The organism is Streptomyces sp. NPDC085524 (assembly GCF_044541755.1).
Taxonomy (GTDB): Bacteria; Actinomycetota; Actinomycetes; order Streptomycetales; family Streptomycetaceae; genus Streptomyces.
Map to the genome: position 1 here is coordinate 1 of NZ_JBITTH010000022.1, position 22,954 is coordinate 22,954.

25 protein-coding genes are annotated in these 22,954 nt (G+C 71.0%); 18 read left to right on the forward strand and 7 right to left on the reverse strand.

Going from position 1 to position 22,954, the window contains the following annotated elements; all coding sequences use genetic code 11:
- The first annotated feature begins 133 nt into the window (after positions 1–133).
- The 9 genes from ACIGFK_RS29135 (at position 134) to ACIGFK_RS29175 (ending at position 7,148) form a co-directional block, all read left to right on the forward strand.
- Positions 134–355 (forward strand): hypothetical protein, encoded by a 222-nt coding sequence (locus ACIGFK_RS29135; RefSeq protein WP_400054202.1) that lies wholly within the window; start codon positions 134–136, stop codon positions 353–355.
- 89 nt (positions 356–444) lie between these two features.
- Entirely contained in the window at positions 445–1,098 is a 654-nt protein-coding gene (locus tag ACIGFK_RS29140; protein WP_376659624.1) for an HAD family hydrolase, read from the forward strand.
- Between the two features lie 52 nt (positions 1,099–1,150).
- On the forward strand, positions 1,151–2,371 hold the full coding sequence (locus tag ACIGFK_RS29145; protein ID WP_400054310.1) for an MFS transporter: 1,221 nt from the start codon (positions 1,151–1,153) through the stop codon (positions 2,369–2,371).
- On the forward strand, positions 2,322–3,491 hold the full coding sequence (locus tag ACIGFK_RS29150) for an acetoin utilization protein AcuC (RefSeq protein WP_376659623.1): 1,170 nt from the start codon (positions 2,322–2,324) through the stop codon (positions 3,489–3,491). Before ACIGFK_RS29145 ends, ACIGFK_RS29150 begins: the two co-directional genes overlap by 50 nt.
- 105 nt (positions 3,492–3,596) lie before the next feature.
- Positions 3,597–4,427, forward strand: a complete 831-nt coding sequence (locus ACIGFK_RS29155; RefSeq protein ID WP_376659622.1) for a phosphatase — start codon at positions 3,597–3,599, stop codon at positions 4,425–4,427.
- A 115-nt stretch (positions 4,428–4,542) separates the two neighbouring features.
- A complete protein-coding gene (locus tag ACIGFK_RS29160) occupies positions 4,543–4,752 on the forward strand; it encodes a helix-turn-helix domain-containing protein (RefSeq protein ID WP_008738568.1) in 210 nt (69 codons plus the stop codon).
- Between the two features lie 145 nt (positions 4,753–4,897).
- Positions 4,898–4,996 carry a 30S ribosomal protein bS22 gene (locus tag ACIGFK_RS29165; protein ID WP_003948845.1) on the forward strand — a complete coding sequence of 33 codons (99 nt, stop codon included), beginning with the start codon at positions 4,898–4,900 and terminating at the stop codon, positions 4,994–4,996.
- A gap of 101 nt (positions 4,997–5,097) precedes the next feature.
- Positions 5,098–6,159 carry an NAD-dependent epimerase/dehydratase family protein gene (locus tag ACIGFK_RS29170; RefSeq protein WP_386471160.1) on the forward strand — a complete coding sequence of 354 codons (1,062 nt, stop codon included), beginning with the start codon at positions 5,098–5,100 and terminating at the stop codon, positions 6,157–6,159.
- Complete coding sequence (locus tag ACIGFK_RS29175; RefSeq protein WP_376659620.1) at positions 6,159–7,148, forward strand: lysophospholipid acyltransferase family protein; 990 nt, start codon at positions 6,159–6,161, stop codon at positions 7,146–7,148. Before ACIGFK_RS29170 ends, ACIGFK_RS29175 begins: the two co-directional genes overlap by 1 nt.
- A gap of 122 nt (positions 7,149–7,270) precedes the next feature.
- On the opposite strand, the gene ACIGFK_RS29180 is transcribed toward ACIGFK_RS29175, so the two are convergent.
- The 3 genes from ACIGFK_RS29180 to ACIGFK_RS29190 form a co-directional block, all read right to left on the reverse strand.
- A complete protein-coding gene (locus tag ACIGFK_RS29180) occupies positions 7,271–8,467 on the reverse strand; it encodes a DUF5667 domain-containing protein (protein WP_376659619.1) in 1,197 nt (398 codons plus the stop codon).
- A 228-nt stretch (positions 8,468–8,695) separates the two neighbouring features.
- Positions 8,696–9,517, reverse strand: coding sequence for an ECF subfamily RNA polymerase sigma factor, BldN family (locus ACIGFK_RS29185; protein ID WP_400054205.1), 822 nt, complete (start codon positions 9,515–9,517; stop codon positions 8,696–8,698).
- A 416-nt stretch (positions 9,518–9,933) separates the two neighbouring features.
- Positions 9,934–10,905 (reverse strand): HAD family hydrolase, encoded by a 972-nt coding sequence (locus ACIGFK_RS29190; protein ID WP_376659617.1) that lies wholly within the window; start codon positions 10,903–10,905, stop codon positions 9,934–9,936.
- A gap of 92 nt (positions 10,906–10,997) precedes the next feature.
- Between ACIGFK_RS29190 and ACIGFK_RS29195 the strand changes: the two genes are divergently transcribed.
- The 5 genes from ACIGFK_RS29195 to ACIGFK_RS29215 all read left to right on the forward strand — a co-directional run bounded on the left by ACIGFK_RS29195 (position 10,998) and on the right by ACIGFK_RS29215 (position 16,708).
- Entirely contained in the window at positions 10,998–11,276 is a 279-nt protein-coding gene (locus ACIGFK_RS29195) for a glutaredoxin family protein (RefSeq protein WP_376659616.1), read from the forward strand.
- 272 nt (positions 11,277–11,548) lie between these two features.
- Positions 11,549–12,358, forward strand: a complete 810-nt coding sequence (locus ACIGFK_RS29200) for a redox-sensing transcriptional repressor Rex (protein ID WP_376659615.1) — start codon at positions 11,549–11,551, stop codon at positions 12,356–12,358.
- Positions 12,355–14,082 carry a glutamyl-tRNA reductase gene (locus ACIGFK_RS29205; protein ID WP_376659614.1) on the forward strand — a complete coding sequence of 576 codons (1,728 nt, stop codon included), beginning with the start codon at positions 12,355–12,357 and terminating at the stop codon, positions 14,080–14,082. The genes ACIGFK_RS29200 and ACIGFK_RS29205 overlap by 4 nt, the downstream gene beginning before the upstream one ends.
- Entirely contained in the window at positions 14,079–15,044 is a 966-nt protein-coding gene (hemC, locus tag ACIGFK_RS29210) for a hydroxymethylbilane synthase (RefSeq protein ID WP_376659613.1), read from the forward strand. Before ACIGFK_RS29205 ends, hemC begins: the two co-directional genes overlap by 4 nt.
- On the forward strand, positions 15,041–16,708 hold the full coding sequence (locus tag ACIGFK_RS29215) for a uroporphyrinogen-III synthase (RefSeq protein ID WP_376659612.1): 1,668 nt from the start codon (positions 15,041–15,043) through the stop codon (positions 16,706–16,708). The genes hemC and ACIGFK_RS29215 overlap by 4 nt, the downstream gene beginning before the upstream one ends.
- A gap of 70 nt (positions 16,709–16,778) precedes the next feature.
- Here ACIGFK_RS29215 and ACIGFK_RS29220 read toward each other — a convergent pair whose 3' ends face one another.
- Both ACIGFK_RS29220 and ACIGFK_RS29225 read right to left on the reverse strand, forming a co-directional pair.
- A complete protein-coding gene (locus ACIGFK_RS29220) occupies positions 16,779–17,312 on the reverse strand; it encodes a hypothetical protein (RefSeq protein WP_400054210.1) in 534 nt (177 codons plus the stop codon).
- Positions 17,313–17,314: 2 nt separating this feature from the next.
- Positions 17,315–17,857, reverse strand: a complete 543-nt coding sequence (locus ACIGFK_RS29225; protein ID WP_400054212.1) for a matrixin family metalloprotease — start codon at positions 17,855–17,857, stop codon at positions 17,315–17,317.
- A 108-nt stretch (positions 17,858–17,965) separates the two neighbouring features.
- Between ACIGFK_RS29225 and ACIGFK_RS29230 the strand changes: the two genes are divergently transcribed.
- Together ACIGFK_RS29230 and ACIGFK_RS29235 are read left to right on the forward strand one after the other, a co-directional pair.
- Positions 17,966–18,331 (forward strand): hypothetical protein, encoded by a 366-nt coding sequence (locus ACIGFK_RS29230; RefSeq protein ID WP_400054214.1) that lies wholly within the window; start codon positions 17,966–17,968, stop codon positions 18,329–18,331.
- A gap of 48 nt (positions 18,332–18,379) precedes the next feature.
- Positions 18,380–19,318, forward strand: coding sequence for an alpha/beta fold hydrolase (locus tag ACIGFK_RS29235; RefSeq protein WP_400054216.1), 939 nt, complete (start codon positions 18,380–18,382; stop codon positions 19,316–19,318).
- A 12-nt stretch (positions 19,319–19,330) separates the two neighbouring features.
- Here the strand turns inward: ACIGFK_RS29235 and ACIGFK_RS29240 are convergent, their stop codons facing one another.
- Both ACIGFK_RS29240 and ACIGFK_RS29245 read right to left on the reverse strand, forming a co-directional pair.
- On the reverse strand, positions 19,331–19,573 hold the full coding sequence (locus tag ACIGFK_RS29240; RefSeq protein WP_400054218.1) for a DUF397 domain-containing protein: 243 nt from the start codon (positions 19,571–19,573) through the stop codon (positions 19,331–19,333).
- On the reverse strand, positions 19,570–20,349 hold the full coding sequence (locus ACIGFK_RS29245) for a Scr1 family TA system antitoxin-like transcriptional regulator (protein WP_400054219.1): 780 nt from the start codon (positions 20,347–20,349) through the stop codon (positions 19,570–19,572). Before ACIGFK_RS29245 ends, ACIGFK_RS29240 begins: the two co-directional genes overlap by 4 nt.
- A 157-nt stretch (positions 20,350–20,506) precedes the next feature.
- Here ACIGFK_RS29245 and ACIGFK_RS29250 point away from each other — a divergent pair, with 157 nt between their 5' ends.
- Together ACIGFK_RS29250 and hemB are read left to right on the forward strand one after the other, a co-directional pair.
- The gene (locus ACIGFK_RS29250; protein ID WP_400054221.1) at positions 20,507–20,956 is read left to right on the forward strand and encodes an ATP-binding protein; all 450 of its coding nucleotides are present in this window, start codon (positions 20,507–20,509) and stop codon (positions 20,954–20,956) included.
- 2 nt (positions 20,957–20,958) lie between these two features.
- Positions 20,959–21,960, forward strand: coding sequence for a porphobilinogen synthase (gene hemB, locus ACIGFK_RS29255; protein ID WP_384750706.1), 1,002 nt, complete (start codon positions 20,959–20,961; stop codon positions 21,958–21,960).
- Positions 21,961–22,954 lie beyond the last annotated feature (994 nt).

Below are 22,954 nucleotides of genomic sequence, written 5' to 3' on the forward strand. Positions count from 1 at the left end.
GGAAGCTAAGCCTTTCAGCGCCGATGGTACTGCAGGGGGGACCCTGTGGGAGAGTAGGACGCCGCCGAACAATCATTGTGGGAAAGCCCCGCACCTTCTGGTGCGGGGCTTTTCTGCGTTTGGGGCGCGTCCGATGCACATCGGGCAGCTCGACGTCATCCACACGATCGACCTCGACCACCCGGCCGCGCTTGGCGTGGCGCAGTTGTGCCGGGACGGCGTACCTGCCGGGATCGCCGCGGCGGTGCACGCCGTGCGGCACCTGCCCGACTGGGAAGAGGGTGCGCTGGTGGCGACGGTAGAGCCCGAGGCGTACCAGGGCCGGGGCGTGGCCGTGTTCGACCTGAACCGCTGAGCGTGGCCGGCTGCGGATTTTCCGATGTTCGTCCGTTCACCAGCATGCGGCTGCCGTGGACCCGAGCTGACGGCTCGTAGGCTGGGGGTATGGGCTACGACCTCGTCATCTTCGACAACGACGGCGTGCTGGTGGACAGCGAGCCGCTCGCCAACAGTGTTCTCGCCGAGTACCTGACCGAGCTGGGGCACCCGACCACGTACGAGGACTCGCTCCGCGACTACATGGGCGCGGCCGTGCACCGGATCCACGATCTCGTCCAGGAGCGGACCGGTGAGCCGCTGCCCGAGGACTTCGACCGGACGCTGGCCGCGCGGACCTCGGCCGCCTTCGAGCGGGAGCTGAAGCCGGTCGCCGGCATCGAGGACGTGCTCGGGGCGCTGACCGCGAGCGGGGTCGGGTACTGCCTGGCGTCGTCCGGCAGTCACGAGCGGATCCGGGTCGGGCACCTGGCGGCCGGGCTCGACGGGTGGTTCGAGGAGGAGTGGATCTTCAGCTCGGACGACGTGGGCGAGGGCAAGCCGTCTCCGGAGCTGTTCCTGCACGCCGCCCGGCAGATGGGGGTCGAGCCCTCGCGGTGCGTCGTCATCGAGGACAGCCCCCGCGGCATCGAGGCCGCCCGCGCGGCGGGCATGGACGTGTACGCCTACACCGCCATGCTGCCCGCCGACCAGCTGCCGGGCGCGACCGGGTACTTCGGGGACATGATGCAGCTCCCGGTGCTCCTCCAACTGCCTGTGTGATCTCTCTACCCACGAGTAGCCGCGGGGCCTACGCTGTGCCGCCATGACGGCAATGGCAGACGTGCGGCTGCGGCGCGGGCGCGGTGCGCTGGGGTTCAGCTTCTTCGCGCAAGGGGTCACCTTCGCGCTGCTCGTGACCCGTATCCCGGCCATCCAGGACCAGTACGGGATATCCGACGGGCTGCTGCCCGCGTTCCTGGCCGCCGTGCCGGTCCTGGCGGGCGCGTCGAGCGTCGCCACCGAGTACCTCGTGAAGCGGGTCGCGCCCAGCGTGGTGCTGCGGTGGGCGCAGCCGCTGGTGCTGCTGGCGCTGCTGGGGGTCGGGGCCGGCAGCCAGATGTGGCACGTGGCCGTGGCGCTGGGGGCGTTCGGGCTGTCGGTGGGTGCGCTGGACGCCTCCATGAACATGCTCGGGGTGAGCCTCCAGCGGGCGTACGGGCGCAGCATCATGCTCGGCTTCCACGCCGCCTACAGCCTGGGCGGGATCGTCGGGGCGTCGGCCGCCTGGGCGGGGGCGCACTGGCACCTGGGGCTGTTCGTGAGCTACTTGCCGGCCGTGGTCGTGCTCGTGCCGCTCGTGGCGGTGGGGAGCCGGTCCTACGTCGACCAGAGCGACCGCGGCGGTGACGCGGTGGCGGAGAAGGCGGCGGGATCCGGCGCGTTCAAGCTGCTGCTTCCGCTGTGCCTGGTGATGGCGTGCGCGTACATCGGGGACTCGACGGTCGCGAACTGGAGTGCCAAGTACCTCCAGGACGTGCTGGGGAGCTCGGAGCAGCTGGCCACCGTCCCCTACAACGTCTACATGGTGACCACGCTCCTCGGGCGGGCCGTCGGCGACCTGGGGGTGCGCAGGTTCGGGGCCGTGACGGTCGTGCGGTGCGGGACGGTGGTGGCCGCGGGCGGGTTCGCCGTCGTGGCGGTGGCGCCGGGGGCGTGGGTGGGGATGCTCGGTTTCACGCTGCTGGGGATCGGGCTGTGCGTGATCGTGCCGCAGACCTTCGCCGCGGCGGGCAGGCTGTTCCCGGGGGCGGCTTCCGACACGGCGATCGCCCGGCTGAACATTTTCAACTACGTGGGCTTCCTGATCGGGTCGCCGCTCGTCGGCGGGATCGGGGACGCCTGGAGCTACCGGGGCGCGATGCTCGTGCCGATGGTCCTGGTCCTGTTCACGCTGATCCACGCCCGCTCGTTCGGACCTGCGGAGGCCCGATACCGTGTCGGGCATGAGCGGGCGCGGGTTGTTGATGTGGGACGAGGCGGTAACGAAGTATGACTTCGGGCCCAGCCATCCGATGGATCCGGTGCGGCTGGCCCTGACCATGGGGCTGGTGCGCGCCTTCGGGCTGGACCGGGCGATGGAGGTACGGGCCGCCCGCGCGGCCGGGGACTCGACGCTGCGGCTCGTCCACCGGGAGGACTACGTCGCCGCGGTGCGCGAGGTGTCCGCGGACCCGGGGATCGCGGACGGGTCGTACGGGCTGGGGACCGTGGACGATCCGGCCTTCCACGGGATGCACGAGGCGTCCGCGCTGATCGCCGGGCAGTCCGTGGCGGGCGCGGAGGCGATCTGGCGGGGCGAGACCGAGCACGCCGTGAACTTCGCGGGCGGGCTGCACCACGCCATGCCGGGCGGGGCGGCCGGTTTCTGCGTCTACAACGACGCGTCGCTGGCCATCGCGCGGCTGCTGGAGCTCGGGGCCGAGCGGGTCGCGTACGTGGACGTCGACGTCCACCACGGGGACGGGGTGCAGGCGGCGTTCTGGGACGACCCGCGCGTGCTGACCGTCTCGATGCACGAGCACCCGCGGACCCTGTTCCCGCAGACCGGCTGGCCGGAGGAGACGGGCGGCGACGGGGCGGAGGGCAGCGCGGTGAACATCGCCCTGCCCGCGGGGACCGGCGACGAGGGGTGGCTGCGGGCCTTCCACGCGGTCGTACCGGAGCTGCTGGCGGACTTCCGGCCCCAGGTGCTGGTGACGCAGCACGGGGCCGACACGCACTTCGAGGACCCGCTCGCCCATCTCGCGGTGTCGCTGGACGCCCAGCGGGCCGTGCAGGAGGCCTGCCACGCCCTGGCGCACGAGTACGCCGACGGGCGGTGGCTGGCCCTGGGCGGCGGCGGGTACGCGGTGGTGGACGTCGTACCGCGGTCGTGGACGCACCTGGTGGGGATCGCCGCGCACCGTCCGGTGGATCCGGAGGCGGCGGTGCCGGCCTCCTGGCGGGACGAGGTGTACGCGCGGACGCGGCAGCTCGCGCCGGCCCGGATGACGGACGGCCGGGTCCCCGACTGGCGGGAATGGGAGGCCGGTTACGACCCGGCGGACCGTACGGATCAGGCCGTTCTGGCGACGCGGCGGGCGGTGTTCCCGCTGCGCGGGATGCTGACCTGATCCCGTCCGGCGCCGAGGGGCACAGGTGATGCATCGTTACGCCAACTGTGGGGCCATGACACGGAATTGATGCCCCGACAGCTGCGTTGGAGGCAGCATCGGAGGGTGTTGAGCACCGGCGCGCTGCGAGCGCATCTGCTGGCCGCCCGGTTGGCCGGGCCCGTCGCCACCTCCCGGGAGGAGAGCCTGCGCAGTTACCGGCTGTTCGCCGCGCGCGATCCGCGGGTGCTGCTGGGGCTGGATCCGGAGTGGGGCTGGGGCGAGGGCGATCTGCTGCGGCTGATGGCGGACAGGTGCGGGGTGTCGGCGGACCCCGCGCACGTCAGCGGCCCGGACGTGATCGATCCGGAGCTCACGGTGGCCGCGCTGGACGCCTTCGCGGAGCGGCTGCGGGCCGTCGCCGGGGCCGGGGCACCCGTGTTGTTCGGGACGGGTCACCCGCACCGTCTCCTGGGGTTCTACGCCTGTTTGGCGGAGGCGATGTCGGCGGCGGGATGTGTTGTCCTCACCCCGGCGCAGGGGGCGGGCGTCGACATCGCGTCCCGGTTCGGCGTACGCACGTACCACCTCGATTACGTACGGGGGGTCGCACTGGTGCGGGAACCCGGCGTGCGGCCGCCGGGGAGTGCGACCGGCGCGCACACGCATTCGCCGCTGCCGGTTCGGATGGCTCTGGGGGCCCTGGCGGAGGCCGGGGGGCCGCTGCCGGAGCTGGTGGTCGGCGATCACGGGTGGGTCTGCGGTGCAGGTCAGCTCGGTGTGGAGGCGATCGGGCTGGCTGACACGGATGATCCGGCGCTGTTCGTGGGGGAAGCGGAGGGGCAGGTGTCGGTGGCCGTTCCACTTGATGACGCGGTGCGTGCGGACTACTACCGGCCGCTTACTCGCTATGTGCTCAATCGGGCGGGTCTGCCGGTCCGGCAGGAGTGGCCGTAGCTCCTCTTCCCCACTCGTCACGCACGCCCCTACTCTGGGGAGTGAGCGTGCGACGACGAGGAGTAACCGGAGGGGAAGCCGGTGCCCGTCATGCGCGGAAGGTCAAAGGTGTGTCATGGCTGCTGGCGAGAGGCCTCTCAGTGAGGTTCAGTTCCTGACCGTGGCGGAGGTCGCCTCGGTGATGCGAGTGTCGAAGATGACCGTGTACCGCCTGGTGCACAACGGTCATCTGCCCGCGATCCGGGTGGGCCGGTCCTTCCGGGTCCCCGAGAACGCGGTCCACGAGTACCTCCGAGAGTCCTATGTGGGGGTGGAGTCGGCCTGATAGTGACGTCCCTTCGGATGCCCTCGTAACTCCTGGGAGCCACTCGGATTACAGGCTCAGAGCTCGGGCGGGTAGGCTAGGCCGACGTAGGTCGTGTGGGCCCAGACGCCCCGCACCAGTGAAGAAGAAGTGAGCGAGGGTAGTCGTGGGCTCTGTTATCAAGAAGCGGCGCAAGCGGATGGCGAAGAAGAAGCACCGCAAGCTGCTCAAGCGCACCCGCGTCCAGCGCCGTAACAAGAAGTAAACGGCAGCTGTACGTGTTCTCCGCAGCCCCTCCACCATTCTGGTGGGGGGGCTGCGGTGCAGCCGGAGACGGGTGTTCCGATCTAGGGAGGCGCTGAGCTCGTGGGGAAGGTCGTGCTCGTCACCGGGGCTGCCCGGCAGCTGGGGGGCCGCTTCGTGCGCCGCATCCAGCGTGACCCGGACGTCGAGCGGGTGATCGCCGTGGACGCCGTGGTGCCGCCGCACCGGCTCGGATCGGCCGAGTTCGTCCGTACGGACATCAGACAGTCCGCGATCGCCCGCGTGCTGGCCGAGCACGCCGTGGACACCGTCGTGCACCTCGCGGTCACCGGAGGCGGCGGGGGCAGTGGCGGCGGGCACAGCGCCGTCAAGGAAACGAACGTCATCGGGACGATGCAGCTCCTCGGGGCCTGCCAGAAGTCCCCGACGGTGCGGCGGCTCGTCGTGAAGTCCAGTACGAGCGTGTACGGGGGCACCTCCCGGGATCCCGCCGTCTTCACCGAGACCACGCAGCCCAAGTCGCTGCCGGCGGGCGGCTTCGCCAAGGACGCCACCGAGGTCGAGGGATACGTACGGGGCTTCGCGCGCAGGCGGCCGGACGTCGCGGTGTGCGTGCTGCGGTTCGCGAACATCCTGGGGCCGTTCGCCGATTCGGCGCTCGCCGAGTACTTCTCGATGCCGGTCATGCCGACCGTGCTGGGCTACGACCCGAGGCTGCAGTTCGTCCACGAGGACGACGTCCTCGACGTGCTGCGGCTGGCGGCCCAGGAGCCGCGGCGCGGCACGCTGAACAGCGGGACGTTCAACATCGCGGGCGACGGCGTGCTGCTGCTGTCGCAGTGCTCGCGGAGACTGGGGCGGCCGACGCTGCCGCTGCTGCTGCCCGCGGTGACCTGGGTCGGGCAGGCGCTGCGGGCGGTCGGGGTCACCGACTTCTCGCCGGAGCAGATCAGGCTCCTCACGCACGGCCGGGTCGTGGAGACCGCGCAGATGCGGGAGGTGCTCGGCTTCGAGCCGATGTACACGACCGCGGAGACCTTCGCGGACTTCGCGCGCAGCCGGGGCAGCGGGCTGCTGCCGCCGGAGCGGGTCGGCCGCGCCGTGGACCGGGTGGCGGCCATGCTGGATGCAGACGTCGAAGCGGTTGAAGGAGCGAAGCGATAGTGGCGGACGCCAAGGTCATCCCGTTCGACGAGGACAGGCCGCGCCGGCGGACCCCGGGCCGGCGGGTCCGGGCCGTGCCCGAGCCCGCGCACGAGCCCGAGGCGGTCCCCGTGGGCGAGCCTGCCGCTCCCGCGGCGGCCCCGGCGGGCGACGGCTGGGACAAGCGGATCGCCGGGGGGCTGGCGTTCCTGCGGCGCCGGATCACCGGGGACTACGAGGTCGACGAGTTCGGCTACGACAAGGAGCTCACGGACCAGGTCCTGATGTCCCTGATCCGGCCTCTGTACGACAAGTACTTCCGGGTCGAGGTCAAGGGCATCGAGAACATCCCCAAGGAGGGTGGTGCGCTGATCGTGGCGAACCACTCGGGGACCCTGCCGCTGGACGGGCTGATGATGCAGGTGGCCGTCCACGACCACCACCCGGCGCAGCGGCACCTGCGGCTGCTGGCGGCGGACCTGGTGTTCATGCTGCCGGTCGTGAACGAGCTGGCGCGGAAGGCCGGGCACACCCTGGCGTGCGCGGAGGACGCGCAGCGGCTGCTGGAGGCCGGGGAACTGGTCGGGGTCATGCCGGAGGGCTTCAAGGGGATAGGGAAGCCGTTCGGGGAGCGGTACAAGCTCCAGCGCTTCGGGCGCGGCGGGTTCGTGTCGACGGCGCTGCGGGCGGGCACGCCGATCGTGCCCTGCTCGATCGTGGGCGCGGAGGAGATCTACCCGATGGTCGGCAACGCGAAGACGCTCGCGCGGCTGCTGGGGATCCCGTACTTCCCGATCACTCCGACGTTCCCGTGGCTGGGGCCGCTGGGGGCGGTGCCGTTGCCGACGAAGTGGACGATCCAGTTCGGGGAGCCGATTCCCACTGCGGGTTATGCCGCCGAGGCCGCTGATGATCCGATGCTGATGTTCAATCTGACGGATCAGGTGCGGGAGCAGATCCAGCACACGTTGTACAAGCTGCTGGTGCAGCGGCGGTCTGTGTTCTTCTGACCGTCGAGTGCCGGGGCTCTGCCCCGGACCCCCGCGCCTCGAACGCCGGCGGGGCTGGATGCGCCCCGGCGGGGGCTGGGAGTGCCGAAGGCGGGGCCGCGGTTGCGGCCCCGCCTTTCTTGCTACTTCACGTCCTCCCCGGTGATCCCCAGGCCCGGGAGGATGCCCGGGAGGAGGGGCGGGAGGGTGATGTCCGGGTTCGTCTCGGACGGGGTGCCCGAGGAGGGGGGTGCGGACTGGCCCTGCGGCGGGTTGAGCAGGTTGCCCGTACCACCCAGCAGACCGCCGGCCGGGGGCGTGCTGCTGCCCGACGGGGACGGCGCGGGGCTGCCCGAAGGCGTGCCCGCCGCGGGGGCGGACTGCTGCTTCCCGCCGGGCGTGCCCTGTTTGGCGGGCGCACCGGACGGACCGGTGCCGCGCGTCTGCTCCGGGGGCTTGGGGAGCAGGCCCTGGAACGGCGCCACGTCTTCGTCTATGGCCTGGAAGACCGACTCGACGTCGCTGCCCACGTCGCCCAGCTGCGGCGGGAGCTTCTCCCGCAGCTTGCCCCACGCGTCGCGGTGGGCGCGGGAGAAGGACGACAGCGCCTGGATCGGGCCGAGCGAGCCGTCCCGGTCGTGGGCGGCCTGGAGGAGCCGGTGGCCCTCCTCCGCGTCGTGCTTCATGCCTGCGAGGGCCCGGCGGATCGCGCCCAGGGACTCGTGGTCCAGTACGCCCGTGCGGCCGCGCTCCATCAGCCTGCGGGCTTCCGACAGACGGCTCGAGGCCTGGTCGAGATAGAGCTCGCCCCGGTCCGAATCGTCGTCGGCCATCCCCAGCTTCAGGTCCTCCATGCCCCGCTTCACGGGGTACAGGTGGTCACCGGGCAGGGCGTCGGAACTCGCAGCGGCCACTCCGCTGAAGGCCCCTGCGGCCACACCCACGGTGAGGCCGCCCGCTGCGATGCCCTTGGACCAGCGGGAGCGGGGCCGCAATTTCCGGAGCGGGGTCGCCCGGTGGGCGCCGCGGCCGGTCCGCTGCTCGGGCAGTTGAGGGTCGGCGGCACCCCCTCCGGCCCTCTCCTCCAGCACCATTGCCTCCATGGCGGCAACGAGCTGGGCCCGCTGCACCACTTTGACCTCGGGGTCCAGCACCGGGCGCGGCATTCGTTCGCCGAGCACGCTCGCCAGGGCCAACAACCGGTCGTGGTCGGCAGGTTCGGCAGGCGCCTCGGACTGCTCGGCCGCCGGGTCCGGTTCCGAAAGGTCGGACGGGGTCCGCTCCTCAAGGGCCTGGGCGAAGGCGTTCGCCCGCCGGTGCGGAGTGACGTTCGCGATCACTGGCGGCACCTCCTCTCGTCATGACGATCGACTCCCCAAGGTGTCCGGAAGGTTGCCTTCCTTGAGCACATCCACACTTTCGAGTGAGCGGCTTCGGGCAGGGCGTGTCCACAGGGAGCCTGCATTCCGCACAACGAGCGTCGCGGCACTTGGGTTACGGACGAAGGATGATCGGACCACAGCGTCATCGAGGGGTCACCGAATGTGTTGTCAGTAAGAGTGTGAGAGTCAGCGGGCGTCGTCCGGGAGGAGGCGGGCCAGGGTGCGGACCGCCCGGTACTGGAGCGTCTTGATGGCGCCCTCGTTCTTCCCCATCACCCGGGCCGTTTCGGCTACCGAGAGGCCCTGCAGGAAGCGCAGTGTCACGCATTCCTGCTGCTGCGGATTGAGTTTCCGTACGGCCTCCAGCAGGGCCGCGTTGGAGAGGGACTCCAGGACGGAGTCCTCGGGACTGCGCTCGACCTCGTTCGCGTCGAGCATTTCGCCGGTGGTGACCTCAAGCCGGAACCGGCTGGACTTGAAGTGGTCGGCCACCAGGTTGCGCGCGATCGTCACGAGCCACGCACCGAAGTCGCGGCCCTGCCAGGTGAAGGTGGAGATGCGGCGCAGCGCGCGCAGGAAGGTCTCGCTGGTGAGATCCTCCGCGGTCGCCTTGCCGCCGACGCGGTAGTAGATGTAGCGGTACACCGTGTCGCTGTACTGGTCGTACAGGCGGCCGAAGGCCTCGGCCTCGCCCGCCTGGGCGCGCTCGACCAGGTCCATCATGCGGGCCTGGTCGCTGTCCGCGGTGGGGCGGCGGGGTGTGGGGGTGGTCTGGGTGCTCGTGGCGGCGGAGCCGCTCGCCCCTCCGGTCGCGCGGCCTCGTCTGCCCACCGTCGCTCCGCCGTCGGTCAGGGCGTAGCAAGGGCCGGCCGGGCCGAAGCCGGCAGGGACCGCGGCGGCGAAGGCGGGGACGGCGTACGCGGTGGGGACGAAGCCACGCAGGTGGTCGAGGACCGTTGCGCGCAGCGTAGCCAGGCCCGAGGCGTCAACCCCGACAGGTGGGTACACGGGACTCCCAGAGGCAGAGCTTCCATCACGTGCAGTGCGGGACCGTTCACCCGTCGTGGCGACAGATGGCCGGTGGCATGCGTTTGAGGAGAATAACGCTTCGTACAGGCAGCACTACACCCAGTTGCTCAAATCATCGATTCCGACACTTCCGTTGCGTGTCGAGGGCATATTCAGGCGCAGTTGGTGATCGATTCTTGATCACTTGCATGCGCGGAATGGGCGCTTCCAGGGGGTCCGCGACCGAGTCGGGCAGGCCGGAGTTCCCCGCCGGGGCCGGGGGTAGGGCTGGGGGAATGCCCGGGCCCGGCGGGCCCGAAACACGACGGAAGCCGCCCCGCGGGCGGCGGGACGGCTCCGTTGCTGGTGGCGGCCGGTTTCGGGCTGCCGGAGCGGTGGCGCGAGGGGCGCCGGGGCTACTTGCGGCGGCGGTGCAGGGCGATCGCGGCGGCCGCGCCACCGGCGATCGCGCCGACTCCCGCGGCTGCCGGGACGCCGACCTTCACGGCCTTGCGACCGGTCCGATAGTCGCGCAGCCGCCAGTCGTTGGTCCGGGCATGCTTGCGCAGTTTTGTGTCGGGATTGATCGCGTACGGATGTCCGACCAGCGACAGCATCGGGATGTCGTTGTGCGAATCGCTGTACGCGGCGCAGCGCGAGAGGTCCAGCCCCTCGGCGGCGGCCAGCGCGCGGACCGCCTCGGCCTTGGCGGGGCCGTGCAGCGGTTCGCCGACCAGGCGGCCGGTGTAGACGCCGTCGACGGACTCGGCGACGGTGCCCAGTGCCCCGGTCAGGCCGAGGCGGCGGGCGATGATCGTGGCCGTCTCCACGGGGGCGGCGGTGACCAGCCAGACCTTCTGGCCGGCGTCGAGGTGGGCCTGGGCGAGGGCGCGGGTGCCCGGCCAGATCCGCTCGGCCATGTACTCGTCGTAGATCTCCTCGCCGATGGACATCAGCTCGGAGACCTGGTGGCCCTTGACGATGGACAGGGCGCTGTCGCGGGCGTCCTGCATGTGCTCGGGGTCCTCGACGCCGGCGAGCCTGAACCAGGCCTGCTGCCAGGCGAAGCGGGCGAGCTCGCGGCGGCGGAAGAACTCGCGCTTGTAGAGGCCGCGGCCGAAGTGGAAGATCGCGGCGCCCTGCATGACGGTGTTGTCGAGGTCGAAGAAGGCGGCGGCGAGGTCGTCGCCGGCGACGGGGAACTCCGCCTCTTCCTCTTCTTCTCCGAGGGCTTCGAGATCGGTGTCGAGATCGAGGTCGGATTCCGTGAGGTGCGGGGATTCGCCGAGTGCGGACTTGCGGGCGGCCTCGGCCGAGGCCTCGCCTGCCAGCACGCTCCGCGCGGTTGCGGAGCGTCTACGGGGTGTGAGCCATCCGAGAGCGGCCATGTGGCGAGCATAGCCACTGTGTTCGGGGGTTCCCGAACCGATGGGAAACGGAGGCGTTAACAGTTCGCTTCGCGGCGGCCGAGAATGGGGGCATGAGCCCTTTGTTGCGCCGTAAAGAGAAGAAGCGTCCCGAGGAGCGGATGGTGACGCTCATCGGGAAGCCGGGGTGCCACCTGTGCGACGACGCCGAGGTGGTCGTGGCGAAGGTGTGTGCCGAGACGGGCGCGCAGTGGGAGAAGAAGGACATCTCGCAGGACGAGGAGCTCTACCGGCTGCACTGGGAGCAGATTCCGGTGGTTCTGGTGGACGGTGAGCAGCACACCTTCTGGCGGGTGAACCCGGACCGGCTGCGGCGGGCGTTGGGGGGCTGACGCCGTTCCCGGTTACCATCATGGGCGATTTGCGGGGTCTGGGGGCGTCTGTGTGAGGAGTGTGTACGGCTTTGCCCCCCTTTGTTTTTGAACGGGTTCGGCGCGCCTTTGACGCCACTCCTGTGCGCCGCGGTTGCGTGACCCCGGTCACTTTGGTCGGACAAATTGGACACAATCTTTGTGCACGCGTTCACAAAGGCATAGCCTGCTGTCGACGGGGCGGTCCTGGGACAAGTGACCGCCTGCAGCCCCGCTCATCCCGCAGGAGCATCGTGGCAACTGGCCGAACTCACCGACCGGCGACCCGCAGCCGAGGTATTCCCGAGGCCACTGTCGCCCGGCTTCCGCTGTACTTGCGTGCCCTCACCGCGCTCTCCGAGCGATCGGTGCCCACGGTGTCCTCCGAAGAGCTCGCGGCCGCCGCCGGAGTCAACTCCGCCAAGCTCCGCAAGGACTTCTCCTACCTGGGTTCCTACGGCACCCGCGGCGTCGGCTACGACGTCGAGTACCTCGTCTACCAGATCTCCCGCGAACTGGGCCTGACCCAGGACTGGCCGGTAGTGATCGTCGGCATCGGCAACCTCGGCGCCGCACTCGCCAACTACGGCGGCTTCTCCGCGCGCGGGTTCCGCGTGGCCGCCCTGATCGACGCCGACCCGGCGATGGCCGGCAAGCCGGTCGCCGGCATGTCCGTCCAGCACACCGACGACCTCGAGAAGATCATCGAGGAGAACGGCGTCTCGATCGGCGTCATCGCGACGCCGGCCGGTGCCGCCCAGCAGGTCAGCGAGCGGCTGATCGCCGCCGGCGTGACCTCCATCCTGAACTTCGCGCCCACCGTCCTGCAGGTGCCGGACGGCGTGGACGTGCGCAAGGTCGACCTCTCCATCGAGCTCCAGATCCTGGCGTTCCACGAGCAGCGCAAGGCCGGAGAGGAAGCGGCGGCCGCCGCGTCCACCGGCGGCTCCTCCGTGGGCGGCGCCGCACCCGCCGCGGCCGTGGTGCCGCCGGCCGGCCGGGCCGCCGCCGAGGCGCGCAAGGGCAACCCCGAGGGTGACGTCCCGGCGGTGATGCCGGCATGAGTCTGCTCGTCGTAGGGCTGAGCCACCGCAGCGCGCCCGTGAGCGTGCTGGAGCGCGCCTCCCTGTCTGCCGACGCCAAGGTGAAGCTGCTGCACGACACGCTGGCCGCGGAGCCGGCGGCGGAGGCGACGGTGCTCGCCACGTGCAACCGGATCGAGCTGTACGCCGACGTGGACAAGTTCCACGCCGGTGTCGCCGAGCTGTCCACGCTGCTGGCACAGCACAGCGGGGTCGCGCTGGAGGAGCTCACTCCGTACCTCTACGTGCACTACGAGGACCGGGCCGTCCACCACCTCTTCTCGGTGGCGTGCGGGCTGGACTCGATGGTCGTGGGCGAGGGGCAGATCCTCGGCCAGATCAAGGACGCACTGGCGCTCGGCCAGGAGCAGCACACCGCCGGGCGGCTGATCAACGACCTGTTCCAGCAGGCGCTGAGGGTCGGCAAGCGGGCGCACTCGGAGACCGGGATCGACCGGGCCGGGCAGTCGCTGGTCACCTTCGGGCTGGAGCAGCTCGCGGTGCACCTCCCGGTGGGGGAGTGGGCCGCGGGCAAGCGTGCGCTGGTGATCGGCGCCGGGTCGATGTCCTCGCTGGCGGCGGCGACGCTGGCGCGGGTGGGCGTCGCCGAGGTCGTGGTGGCGAACCGGACCGCCGAGCGGGCGGAGCGGCTGGCGGAGATTCTGGTTGCCTCGGGCACCGGGGTCGCGGCGCGGGCCATTCCGATGGCGGGTGTCACCGATGAGCTGACACGAGTCGACGTCGTGGTGTCCTGCACCGGGGCGACGGGGCTGGTGCTGACCGCCGATGACGTGCTGGCCGCCGTGTCCCGTGCGGGGCTGGATGTGGCCGATGCCGCCGGTTCGGTGCGGGTCACCGAACGGGGCTCCGCCCCGGACCCCGCTCCTCGAATGCCGGAGGGGCTGGGTTCGGCCCCCGCCGTCGGTTCCGTGGACCCCGAGGTCGTGGCGCGGCTCGTGGCTGCCGCCGAGGCCGGGGGGCGGATCGCCGATGCCGGGGCCGCGCGGACCATCGCCGCTGCGCCGGAGGCCGACGGGTGCCCCGTGGGACCCGACGGGCGGGCTGCTCTGACCGGGGTCGACGCCAGCTCCCTCGAGCTGCACGGGACCTGGGCCGACCAGGGTGAGGCCGCCGCGCAGCGCCAGCCGCGCAAGAGCGCGCGGAGCCAGACCGACGGGGCGGCGCCCGTACGGCTCGCGCTGCTCGACCTCGCCATGCCCAGGGACATCGACGCCGCCGTGCACCGGATCCCCGGCGTGCGGCTCGTCGACATCGAGAGCCTCGCCGAGGCGTCCGCCGACGCGCCCATGGCCGCCGACGTCGACGCCGTACGCGGCATCGTCGCCGAGGAAGTCGCCGCCTTCGGGGCGGCGCAGCGGGCCGCACACATCACGCCCACCGTCGTCGCCCTGCGCGCCATGGCGGCCGAAGTCGTCGCCATGGAAGTGGCACGGCTCGACGGGCGGCTCCCCGATCTCGACGAGCGGCAGCGGGCCGAGGTCACCCAGACCGTGCGCCGCGTGGTCGACAAGCTCCTCCACGCGCCGACCGTGCGCGTCAAGCAGCTCGCGAGCGAACCGGGCGGCGCCGGCTACGCCGACGCACTGCGCGAACTCTTCGACCTCGACCCTCAGACGGTGGCATCCGTCAGCCGGGCGGACGCGGCCGATCCGAAGAACGACGACGACCCAGGACGGGCATCATGAACACAAGTCCCGACCGGCCGCTGCGGCTCGGTACGCGGCGGAGCAAGCTGGCCATGTCGCAGTCGGGCCACGTCGCCGACGCGGTACGGGCGATCACCGGCCGTCCCGTGGAGCTCGTGGAGATCACGACGTACGGTGACGTGTCGCGCGAGCACCTCGCCCAGATCGGCGGGACCGGCGTGTTCGTCACCGCCCTGCGCGACGCGCTCCTGCGCGGCGAGGTCGACTTCGCCGTGCACTCGCTGAAGGACCTGCCGACCGCCCAGCCCGACGACCTCGTCATCGCGGCCATGCCGCTGCGCGAGGACCCCCGGGACGCGCTCGTCGCCCGCGACGGCCTGACCTTCGAGCAGCTGCCCGACGGAGCCCGGATCGGTACCGGTTCGCCGCGCCGCACGGCGCAGCTCAACGCCCTGGCGCTGTCGATGGGCAAGCGGATCGAGACGGTGCCGATCCGCGGCAACGTCGACACCCGCATCGGGTTCGTGCAGGCCGGCGAGCTCGACGCCGTCGTCCTCGCCGCCGCCGGGCTGAACCGGATCGGGCGCGGCGCCGAAGCGACCGACCTGCTGTCCGTCGACAGCATCCTGCCCGCCCCCGGCCAGGGAGCCCTGGCCGTGGAGTGCCCTGCGTCCGACACGGACCTCATCGCGGCGCTCGGCAAGCTCGACGACCCCCACACCCGGGCCGCCGTGACCGCCGAGCGTTCCCTGCTCGCCGCCCTGGAGGCCGGCTGCAGCGCGCCCGTGGGCGCGTACGCCGATCTGCTGGCCGACGGCCGGAATGTCAATGAAATGCGCCTGCGCGGCGTCGTCGGCACCCTCGACGGCTCGACGCTGGTGCAGCTGTCCACCACCGGTCCCGTGCCCCAGTCGTACGACGAGGCCATGGCGCTCGGCCGCGAACTCGCGGACGAGATGCTGGCCAAGGGCGCGGCCGGTCTGATGGGGGAGCGAGCGTGAGCCCCACAAGTCCGAACACCTCCGCCTTTCCGGCCTTCGCCGCACACGGGCACGTCACCTTCCTCGGTGCCGGCCCCGGCGACCCGGGTCTGCTGACGCTGCGCGCCGTGGAGGCGCTCGCGGCAGCGGACGTACTGATCGCGGAACCAGAGGTGCTCGACGTCGTACGGACGCATGCGCGCGCGGGAGTCGACACGCCGCAGCTGACGGTCGCTGACGAGGCGTCAGCAGCCGCCGGGCTCCCGGTGATCCGCGATGCCGCCAATCTTGTCATGGAGGCCGCGCGCTCCGGCAGGCGGGTCGTCCGTGCCGTCACGGGCGACCCCGGGCTCGACGGGAGCGCGGCCGAGGAGATGCTCGCCTGCGCCACCGAGGGCATCCCCTTCGAGGTGGTCCCGGGCGTCGCGACCGCGGTCGGCGTGCCCGCCTACGCGGGTGTGCCGCTGAGCGACAAGCAGGGCGCGGACGTCCGCTTCGTCGACGCCCGCAGCGCCTCGGCGCGCTGCTGGAGCGAGGTCGGCGCGAGCGACGGCATCCTCGTCGTCTCCGCGACCCTGGAGACGGTCTCCGCGGCCGCCGCGGAACTGGTGAGCGCCGGGCGCAAGCCCGACACCCCGCTGACCGTGACCGTCGCCGGTACGACCACGCGCCAGCGCACCTGGCGCGCGACCCTCGGCACGATCGCCCAGGTGTTCAAGCAGGGGAAGATCCTCCCCTCGCCCGAGGGCGCCCGGCCCGTCATAGCCGTGGTCGGTGAGCACGGCGCCGCCGCGCGGCGCGAGGAACTGGCCTGGTTCGAGTCGAAGCCGCTGTTCGGCTGGCGGGTCCTCGTACCGCGCACCAAGGAGCAGGCCGCCTCGCTCTCCGACCAGTTGCGTTCGTACGGCGCGGTGCCGCACGAGGTGCCGACCATCGCCGTGGAGCCGCCGCGCACCCCGCAGCAGATGGAGCGCGCGGTCAAGGGCCTGGTGACGGGCCGCTACGAGTGGATCGCCTTCACCTCGGTCAACGCCGTCAAGGCCGTCCGGGAGAAGTTCGAGGAGTACGGGCTCGACGCCCGCGCCTTCGCGGGCATCAAGGTCGCCGCGGTGGGCGAGCAGACCGCGGCCGCGCTCGTGGAGTTCGGCGTGAAGCCGGACCTGGTCCCGAGCGGCGAGCAGTCCGCGGCCGGACTGCTGGACGACTGGCCGCCGTACGACCCGGTCTTCGACCCGATCGACCGCGTGTTCCTGCCGCGCGCCGACATCGCGACGGAGACGCTGGTCGCGGGCCTCATCGAGCTGGGCTGGGAGGTCGACGACGTCACCGCCTACCGGACCGTGCGCGCGTCGCCGCCGCCGGCGGACACGCGCGAGGCGATCAAGGGCGGCGGCTTCGACGCCGTTCTCTTCACGTCCTCCTCGACCGTGCGCAACCTCGTCGGCATCGCCGGCAAGCCGCACAACGTCACCGTGATCGCGTGCATCGGCCCGGCGACGGCGAAGACGGCGGAGGAGCACGGCCTGCGGGTGGACGTCCTCTCCCCGGAGCCGAGCGTGAGCAAGCTCGCGGAGGCCCTCGCCGAGTACGGCGCGGCACGCCGCGAGGCGGCCAAGGAGGCCGGCGAAACGGTCTTCCGGCCGAGCGAGCGCAGGCCGGGCGCGCGGAGGCGTCGTACGACCTAGCGAGTGGTGCATGCCGAACGCCCGGCCGGGGCTCTCCCCGGCCGGGCGTTCGGCATGGGCGACTGGTGCTTCACCCGCTCACGACGTCGTTGCAGGGCGGGGCCGCGGGCGCGGCCGCGTGCTGCGCTTCCTGCCAGTGCGCGGCCTCACCGTCCACACCGCGCTTGGCCGGGACGACGTACCCGACCCATGGGCCCTGGCCGTCGCTGTCCATCGTCTCGACACCCACGACGTACCGGTGCCCGGGTTCGAGGACGGCGTACAGCTCGTCGTTCTCCGTCGAATACCGGCCCGGAGCGAACCCGTTCCCGATGCCCTGGGTGACCGTGAGCGTTTCGGGCAGGGTGCCCTTCAGGTCCTTGAGGACACGGACCCGACTGGACAGGAACGAGCTTCCGCCCGCCGTCCACGCCCGTGTGTTCTTCACCGTCTCGACCACGGCCATCGCCATGAACTCGTCGGCGACGACGGGATCCTTCGTCAGGTCCGGCCCGCAGACGGCGTGACTCGTGCTGTCGGCCGTTCCGGCGATCGTGTACCAGCTGCCCCCGGCAAGCAGGAGCCCTCCGGCCAGACCCGCCGCAGTCCACATCCGTGTGCCCATGATCAGCCCCACAGCTTCTTGTAGTTGGCCTTGTCCACGGCCTGCGGCACGTCGTGGTCCTCCTGGACCTGGGGCCACATCAGAGAGTCGGTCGTCGCGAAGTCCTTGTGGCACAGGCCGAGCGCGTGTCCCAGCTCGTGTGCGGCAACACTCCGGCGCCTCTTCGGCGAGTACGTCTTCATCTTCGCCTGGTTGAAGCGGATGTAGTCCGTCCATCCCGGCTCCGCGTTGTACTTCCACATGCCGGCCGCCGAGCTGTTGGCGTCGTTGAAGTCCTCGAAGTCGAGATCGTTGACCGTGGTCGCGGTGTCCCCGAGGATCTTGATCTTCGCGCCGGAGTACCGCCAGGCGGCGATGGCGTGCTTGATCTCGGCGTCGTACTGAGATGAGTCCGTGTACCGGATCTCGCCCTCGTCCACAGAGCTCCGGGACTTCGATTCGGACTCGCCCTTGACGCAGGGCGCCGGATCCACGGCGTGCGCGGGGGCGGGGGCGAGGAGCAGGAGGGCGGCGGCAGCCGATAAGGCCGCAAGGAGCCTGTTCATCCCCTTTACGGTAGGGCCCCGCCGCTCGGGGACGATCGTTTCCGCGCTCTCAGGGGATGAGTATCTGCGCGGATTCCCCGGTCGGGGCGGGCGCGGTTGAGTGTCCCCATGACTGATCACGACCGCGACCGCGACCGCGACCTTGACCGGGACCGGCAGGCATTCATCGCCCCGCTGGTCTCCACCCTGCTGACGCTGCCGCTGGCGTTGGCGTCGCTGTTCTTCGCGGGCATCTCGCCGATGGCGTGCGATTCCTGCGGGGAGCAGGCCGCCGACGCCTTTGACGCCAGCTTCGGCATCGCGTGGCCGGTGTTCATGGCGGGGCTGGTGATCGTGGCGGCCCTGCTGGTGTGGTGCTGGGCCCTCCCGTGGCGCAAGGCCAACGCCGCCCGCCGCGCCGGCATCGCGATCGCCGCGCCGGCGGTGGTGGTGCTGAACACGGTGGTGTTCTGGGCACTGCTGGACCTGCCGTAGGGGTCCTGGACGGGCGCAGGTGACGGGGATGCGGCGGATACTGGATCCATGTGCATCGCGCGGCGCTCCCCGGCCCGGTGGAGAACAGCCCTGGCGGTCGTCACGGCTGTCGCGGCCGTCGCCTGCGCCGCTCCGGCGGCGACGGCGGACGATACCGGCGACGAGGGGCGTACGGTCCCCCTCCCGGGAGGCCGCGTCGTCCATCTGGAATGCCGCGGGACCGGCTCCCCGACCGTGGTGCTGGTGTCCGGCACGGGAGGCGCGGCGGACGAGTGGACGCACGTGGCCGTACCGGGTGCCCCGGCGGGGACCCTGAAGCCGAGCGCGTCGGCGGTGCTGCCGAGGGTCGCCGGGTACACGCGGGTGTGCGCCTACGACCGGCCCGGCACGACCAGGGCCGACGACACGCCCACCACCTCGACTCCGGTGCCGCAGCCGACGTCGGCGCGGGACGGCGCGGACGACCTGGGGGCGGTGCTCGCCGCCGCCGGTGAGAAGGGGCCGTACGTGCTGGTCGGCGCCTCGTGGGGGGCGATGATCACCGGCCTGTACGCGCGCACCCACCCCGCGCAGGTCGCCGGGCTGGTCACGGTCGACGGCGCATCGCCTCACCTGCGCGACACCCTGACCACCGAGCAGTGGTCGGACTGGACGCGCGCGGTCGGGGCGATGACGAAGGAGAAGGGGCGGGAGGTCCCGGACTACACGGCGAGCATCGCCGAATTCCGCGCCGCGTCCCCGCTGGGGGCGCCCGTACCGGCGGTGGTCCTCACGTCCGACCACCCGTGGGACCTGAAGGTCGGCACGACCGGATCGACCTGGCCGGCCTGGCTCGCGGCGCAGCGGCGGCTGGCGGACGAACTCCACGCGCGGCACGTCACCCGTACCGACAGCGGTCACGGGATCGCGGTCGAGCAGCCGAGGCTGGTCTCGGACGCGATCCGCGAGGTCGTGGACCAGGCCCCGGCCGGGGTCCGGGCCCGGTAGCCTCCGACGGCCTCAGGCGGCGACCCAGGCGGTGAGACCGGTCCAGGCGGTGGGGGTGAGGGTGAGCTGGGGGCTGTCGGTGACCTTGGAGTCCCGGACGTGGACCTGGTCGGCGGGGCAGGTGGCGACCTCGACGCAGGCGTCGCCTTCGTCGGTGCTGTAAGAGGATTTCCGCCAAGTGATGGTTGCCTCCAGGCACTGGTCGCCCTGGTCGCTGCGGTAGCCGGACTTGAACCACTTCAGTGTGGTGCTCATGAGTCTCCTAGCAGTCGGTCCAACAGGGCTTTTGTATCAGTGATATTGAGGGCTTGAGATCGCAGCATCGAGTATTTCTGAGCGAGGATGCTGACCTCCTCGGGCGCATGAACGAGGATGCTGACGCGCTGGTTCTCCGAGTACGCGAGACGCTGGTGATCGGTCATTTCCAGCAGCACGAATGAACCTGTGAGACCTGCGTGAGCGGTGAGGCCAAGCGGGAGGACCTGGAGTGAGATCGCGGGACGGTCAGCGCAAGCGCGCAGGTGGCGCAGCTGCTCCTGCCGGACGTCGTCGCCGCCGAGACGGTCGCGTAGTGCTGCTTCCGAAATGACGAATCCCATGGTGGGCGGAATGCGGCGGTGCAGGATGCGCTGGCGTTTGAGGCGGCGTGCTGTCTGGTGCTCGATCTTCTCCTCGCCCGTATATGGGACGCGGCAGCTGAACACAGCTCGGGCGTACTCCTCGGTCTGGAGCAGGCCGGGCACGAGCGCGGCCTCGAAGCAGGACATGGCAACAGCCTCGGCCTCACTGGCGAAGTACTCCTCTGCCCACGGTGGGATCACGTCGACCACAGGCATGTTGTTCGCCGCGACGGTCAGCAGGCCCGGCAGGCCGAGGATCTGGTCCATCCCTTCGGCGACATCGGGCATGAGCGTCCGTCGACCCTGTTCGATCGAGGCGATGGACTGGACGTCCATGTGCAGTGCCTCTGCGAATTCGCGTTGGGTCAGTCCGATGGCGATGCGGGCGGCGGCGACCTGAGCGCCGACCATCCTCATCACGGTTTGGTTGGGTCGGGCCTTCTTACGTGGTGGCATACCTGTGAACTCCCCGAACGCCCCTGAGAGGTACCACTGTCGACCAGTACTCATGGAGGAGTACGAGTCACCGGTATGGCCCACGTTAGTAACACAGGGCAACGATCAACCCGTGAACGTGGAAATCCAACCCGCCCTGCTGCGCGAGCGGTTCTACCCCCGCAGCCGCCAAAGCGTCGCCTCTGCCAGGAAGTTCGCGCGCATGACACTGCACGCGTGGGATGTCACATCCCGCCACGACGACGTGTCGCTCTGCGTGAGCGAGCTGGCGACCAACGCCCTCCTGCACGGCGTGCCGCCCGGCCGCGGCTACCGGCTGCGGATGCTGCGCTTCGAGGGGGTCGTACGGGTCGAGGTGCACGACAGCGGCGGCGGGCGGCCCCGGATCGAGGACCGGGACACGGGAGCGGAGGGCGGCCGTGGGCTGCTGTTGGTCGCCGCGGTCGCGGACCGGTGGGGCGTCGGGGTGCGGGTGCCGGGGAAGGTGGTGTGGTGCGAGTTCGCCACGGACACGGGGCCTACGCTTGACCCGACTGCTGTCGAAGCTCGAAGAGGCGACTGAAGATGAGCGCGTACGGATCCTTCCCCGGCTCGCGGCCCCGCCGGCTGCGCACCACCCCTGCCATGCGGCGGATGGTCGCGGAGTACCGGCTGCACCCCTCCGACCTGATCCTCCCGGCCTTCGTACGGGAAGGCATCAGCGAGCCCCTGCCGATCTCGGCCATGCCGGGCGTCGTCCAGCACACGCGGGACACGCTGCGGAAGGCGGCCGTGGAGGCGGTCGAGGCGGGCGTCGCGGGGATCATGCTCTTCGGCGTCCCGGCGGACGAGAACAAGGACGCGCTGGGCACGGCGGGCACGGAGCCGGACGGCATCCTCCAGGTCGCCATCCGTGACGTGAAGGCCGAGGTCGGGGACGACCTGGTGATCATGTCCGACCTGTGTCTGGACGAGTACACCGACCACGGCCACTGTGGTGTCCTCGACGAGAACGGCCGCGTCGACAACGACGCGACGCTGGAGCGGTACGCCGAGATGGCGCAGGTCCAGGCCGACGCGGGTGTCCACGTGGTGGGCCCGAGCGGAATGATGGACGGCCAGGTCGGTGTCATCCGTGACGCGCTCGACGAGACCGGGCACGAGGACGTCTCGATCCTCGCGTACACGGCGAAGTACTCCTCCGCCTTCTACGGTCCCTTCCGCGAGGCCGTCGCCTCCTCCCTCCAGGGTGACCGCAAGACCTACCAGCAGGACCCGGCGAACGCGCGGGAGTCCCTGCGGGAGCTGGCCCTCGACCTGGAGGAGGGCGCCGACATGGTGATGGTCAAGCCGGCCGGGCCGTACCTCGACATCCTCTACCGGGTCGCGGAGTCCGTGGACGTGCCGGTGGCGGCGTACCAGATCAGCGGCGAGTTCGCGATGATCGAGGCGGCTGCGGAGAAGGGCTGGATCGAGCGCGACCGGGCGATCATGGAGACCCTCCTCGGCATCAAGCGGGCCGGCGCGGACACGATCCTCACGTACTGGGCGACCGAGGTCGCCCAGTGGCTGCGCGCGGAGCGGTGACGCCTCGCGGCTAGCCCGTGGCGGTGACGCGGTGACGCGGACTGGAGCGGGGTTCCGGGGGCGGGACCCGTACCGGGCGGAATCAGAGAGGTCTTGGGGGGTTCCCGGCTGTCCCATCGTCCTTCCGGTTCGGGCCGCCCTGTCAAGGGCGCTCCTTTGTCGCGTCGCTTCGCGATCGCCTTCGGCGACCCTTGACAGGCCGTCCCGCCCCGGAAAGACAAAGGACAGCCGGGAACCCCCCAAAAGGACGGGCCGGGCGGAAGACGGACAACCAGCCGTGTCAGCGCTGCACGGCCCGGCTTCGGCAGGGGCGCGTCAGATCGCTACGCGCTTCTCGATGACGGCGTCTGCGACCCGTCCGGGGCTGGTCCCGCCCCAGATCGCTACGCGCTTCTCGATGACGGCGTCCGCGGCCCGCCTGGGGCTGATCGGGCCGGTGGAGAGGTGACGGGGACGGAAACGGTCTGCCGGAGAGGCTGGAAGGCACGGAACCTCGGCCTATCCGAGCTGTATCCGGGTCAGAGCGAAAGCCTCACCACAAACCCACCCCCATATCCCCCTCATTAGGGCAATTCGACTCTCCTTTTCGGCTCCTCTGCTGCCTGACGTGAGTACAGCTCGATATAGCCGCTGTATGAAGCCCTTTTCCCCTCGCGACGACCGTCAGACGCGGTCATGGAGGAGAACTTGGGAGCCTGGGCGGCTTTTGACCAGCCCCGGACGGCCGTCGGACGCCGAGAGGGAGAAGCGCGTAGCGATCTGGGGCGGGACCAGCCCCGGACGGGCTGCAGACGCCGAGATCTGAGGAGCGCGTAGCGATTTGGTGCGCCCGACCTGCCCCGAGGGTCTTGTGGTCGAGGTGTGGGGGTGGCTGGCCGCCTGCCCGGTGCGGATGGCGGCCTGAAGGGCCCGGGGGCTGGCCCGGCCCCTGCCGGAGCGGGGCCGTGCATCGCTGATACGGCTGGTTGTTTGTCTTCCGCCCGGCCCGTTCTTT